Annotated in this window: 1 protein-coding gene; it reads left to right on the forward strand. The window is 38.2% G+C overall.

All coding sequences use genetic code 11. The features are described from left to right. Positions 1-421, forward strand: a 421-nt coding sequence (locus AB4486_RS24220; RefSeq protein ID WP_372119176.1) for a hypothetical protein, incomplete at both ends; no start/stop codon positions are given.

Below are 421 nucleotides of genomic sequence, written 5' to 3' on the forward strand. Positions count from 1 at the left end.
TTGCTAAAGTTATGGTACTTCGTCTAGCAGATTCGGAGTATAAAAATAACGAATTTTATCTATCAGATGAAAACTATGAATTAGCGAATATTATTATTGATCAACTAGATGATCAAACCCAAAAGCTAAGGGAAGTTTACCGTGAGATAAAGCGATCAGCGCATGTTGATAGCTACTTTGACAACTTAACTATCGATGAGCTGTTTGTGGCTAATAGTTGTATCCGAGAGTTTGAAATGATTCTCAATGCAAAGTACTACGCCATGAGTTGTGCCGTTATCGTTTCAGGGGGATCAGTGATGCAAATAATGAAACAGGTTCGTATGTCTGCAGCTAAGTTACGGAGAGCTATTGGTGATCTTATGTCTGTCGAGCGCCAACTTCGAATAGCTTCAACGAACAAATATGAAAGCAGCTTTGA

This window comes from Vibrio sp. 10N.222.55.C6, assembly GCF_041473395.1.
Taxonomy (GTDB): Bacteria; Pseudomonadota; Gammaproteobacteria; order Enterobacterales; family Vibrionaceae; genus Vibrio; species Vibrio crassostreae_C.